Origin of the sequence: Congregibacter sp. (genome assembly GCF_045107095.1) — a bacterium.
Classification (GTDB): domain Bacteria; phylum Pseudomonadota; class Gammaproteobacteria; order Pseudomonadales; family Halieaceae; genus Congregibacter.
Genome location: NZ_JBGCFU010000092.1, coordinates 1 through 3,155, shown reverse-complemented (window position 1 = coordinate 3,155; position 3,155 = coordinate 1). Strand labels below are relative to the sequence as shown.

The 3,155-nt window shown below is 55.6% G+C and carries 2 protein-coding genes and 1 pseudogene; 1 reads left to right on the top strand and 2 read right to left on the bottom strand.

The window, feature by feature from the left end; genetic code table 11:
• The coding region (locus AB8B76_RS12185) for a tetratricopeptide repeat protein (protein ID WP_405272831.1) at positions 1-624 on the bottom strand (624 nt) is incomplete at its 3' end.
• Positions 625-774: 150 nt separating this feature from the next.
• On the opposite strand from AB8B76_RS12185, the gene AB8B76_RS12180 reads away from it, so the two are divergent.
• Entirely contained in the window at positions 775-2,490 is a 1,716-nt protein-coding gene (locus AB8B76_RS12180) for an amidohydrolase (RefSeq protein ID WP_405272829.1), read from the top strand.
• Between the two features lie 68 nt (positions 2,491-2,558).
• Here AB8B76_RS12180 and AB8B76_RS12175 read toward each other — a convergent pair.
• A pseudogene (locus AB8B76_RS12175) lies at positions 2,559-3,155 on the bottom strand (ribonuclease E/G); the annotation flags it as partial.

Genomic DNA, 3,155 nt, shown 5'->3' with positions numbered 1-3,155 from the left:
GTGCAATATGGCCGTGATTTCATCTATGTGTTGACGACCCTTCGCTTTCTCAAGACTCGATAACAACCAGTGAGCATTCGCGTGCCTGGGATTTTTAGCAATAGCGGCTTCAAGGCGTGATCTAGCACCCGCGAAATCACCCATGAACATCAGATTGTTTGCACGATTGATGAGGAACCCAACGTTGCCTGGCTGCGCTGCCAAAGCTTTTTCCTGCCATTGGGAAGCGTCTTCCGCATTACCCAGAAGCGTGTATACAGTAGCAATGGTGTCTTGTACGACCGGGTTTTGGTCAGCGTGAGCGACCGCCTTTTTTAAGGCATCTTCTGCCCGATTCACTTGCCCCTGTCGCATAAAAAGGCGTGCGAGCTGTGCCCACGCTCCGCCGTGATCGGGTTGAAGTTTTGTGACCGAGCCAAAACCTTGTATGGCTGTTTTGGCATCATCGCTATTCATCGCGATCATCCCGACCAGAAAATGACCCTCCGCCAAATCGGACTTGCGTTGAAGCACCCGGCGACAGCAATCGGCGGCGCCAGCGGTGTCCCCGCGTTGAAGACGATCGAAGCCCTCACGCAACGTGGCCTTTAACCATGCCGCTTCATCGGGTTTTTGCTGCGCCATTGCGCTTCCTCTACGTTAAGCGAGTTAGCAAACCACAAGGGGTGAAGAGGGCTTGTTGGTTTACCCCCATGGAGCCATAGTAACCATTGCTGTCAGCCGAGTCAGCCGAGTCAGACTCAGTGTTTCAGAATCATCTAAGAGGGAGCCCCCATGGCGCGATTATACGTACGATACCTATCGATACTGATGACATTGGCTTGCAGCCACTCTGTCCAGGCACAGGAAGACGCAGCGGATCTCGTGTTTTTCGGCGCAAAAATTTACACCATGGACGAAGCCACGCCTTGGGCAGAAGCGGTAGCGATTAGGGGAGACACGATCGTTTACGTGGGCAGTAACGCGGGTGTGGATGCGTTTGTGGGGCCCGGCACTCAAAATCGCGATCTAGCAGGTAAATTGCTTCTGCCGGGTTTCATTGATAGCCATATGCATGTTGGATCCACGCTGCCTTATCTATTTGCTGCGAGCCTGTCGCCTGCCATGACGCGCTCAGAGGCCTTGGAGGCCATTGCCCAGCACGCACAGGAGTACCCGGACCAAGATCCACTCATTGGTACCGGCTTTTTAGGGGCGGCCTTTGGTCCCGAGGGGCCCACTGCCAAAGATCTTGATAGCGTAGTGTCTGATCGGGCCGTGATCATCTTTGATGAGGGCTTTCACTCTGCGTGGGTAAACACTGTCGCCATGGACGCGGTAGGGCTTACGGCAGATACGCCTGATCCTAAACCCGGCGCGCATTTTTATCGTCGTTATCCCGATGGTAGTCCTACCGGTTGGTTGATCGAGGGGGAGGCCTTTGGCTGGGTGGCCGAGTCTCTGGGCGTGATTGATGCCGAAATCCTCGACAGGTCGGCAGACGAGTTTTTCGCCAGCATGTCCGCTATGGGGATCACAGCCGCATTTGACGCGGGCATGATCGAAGGGGACGGACAGCTGTTTCGATTCATGGGCGGACGCGCCGACGCAGGAAAACTGCCCGTGCGCATAGTCGGGTCGCATTACGTCAACAGCGAACGAGGACTCCTTACAGCGATGGATGATCTCGGCAGGCTGTCTCGCGAGTACGAGCATGAGTTTTTTGACGTCGAGGTGCTAAAGGTATCCCTTGATGGAACTGTGGAAGCGCAAACCGCCTATACCATTGATCCTTATCTGGAGCCGCCGGGGCATCGCGCAGAGCCTTTGGTCCCTCTTGAGAAAACCAAAGAAGTGGTTGCCGCGGCAGCGGAGCAAAAGATTGATGTGCACCTGCACGCGATTGGAGATGGAGCGGTGCGCATGGGCCTTGATCTTGTGGAGTACGCCCGTTCAGAACACCCTGACAGCACGAGCCGTTTTACTATCTGCCATGCGCAAGTCGTGAATCCAGCCGATGTTCCTCGCTTTGGCGAGCTTGATGTCATCGTGCAGTCCACGCCAACCTGGTATGCCTACGACGATATTGCTTTGGCTTACCTTGGAGAAGAGAGACTGGCGCATATGTATCCACTCAAGTCTATTGCGGCGGCTGGCGGAAAAGTGACGCTAGGAAGCGACTTTCCTGCGAGCTGGATAGGCCTCGATGGCATGAACCCGGTCTTCAATATTGAAATGGCGCTGACCCGTCAGCCGCCGGGAGATAAAGATTATCTACCTCAGCCACCTGTTGATGAGAGGATTAACCTCGAGCAAGCTATTAGGGGCTACACCATTGATGGCGCGTTTCAGTTGGGGCTGGAAAAGGAAATCGGTTCGATAACACCGGGAAAACAAGCAGACATGGTTGTTCTGAATAAGGACTTGTTTTCCCTGGACGCCCATGGGATTCACGAAACCAAAGTTGTCCTGACCATGGTGAATGGAAAAATAGTCTTTGAATTGCCCTGAAAAACCCGCGAGTCTCTGAGTGTTGTCGTTCAGAGACTCGCGGTCAGCCTAGCCTGCGCGGCTAGTGATTACCCTTCAGCACTGCGCGCGCCTTTGGGGCCTCGTGGGTCATTACTAGCGCGCGGTACCTGCCGGTCAGGTGCAGCCACGGCGGGCGCCGGTGTCTCTGAGAACAGCACTATTTGTCCAGTTTCGATGTGCAGTTCTTGCACTGGGGCAGGGGCGACGCGAGGGTCGTTCACTGCTCGGCCCTCTTCATTTACACCGTCACCCGGCGCATTCGCGGCTTCGGCTTCCACAGAAAGGCCGGCGGTAGCTTGCTCTGGCTGCAGTTCAGGCTGAGTCTCGGTCTCATCAATACTCTGAGGCTCACTGCTTTCCGCGTCCGAAGTCGTAAGGGCGTCTTCGGCCGGAGCATCTTCTGTAACAGGGCGCTCCTGACGGGCGGGCTCCGGGGCTAAGCCCATGGCGGCTTCGATACTGGTGCTGGCAACGGCGGGAGCGATCGATTCTTCGCTAGCGCTGTCGGGGGATGCTGCTGCGTGACTGCTGTCATCGCGATCCAGTTGAGTTTGAGCGATCGCTTCATCGGAGGTTTTCGCTTCAGATGCCGCGTCCGTGTCAGCTTCTGTGATGCTTGCGACATGTTCTTCCATGCCTACAGC

Bases quoted from the DNA above. Each gene is read 5' to 3' on its own strand.
- AB8B76_RS12180 (WP_405272829.1), top strand. From the start codon at position 775: ATGGCGCGATTATACGTACGATACCTATCGATACTGATGACATTGGCT.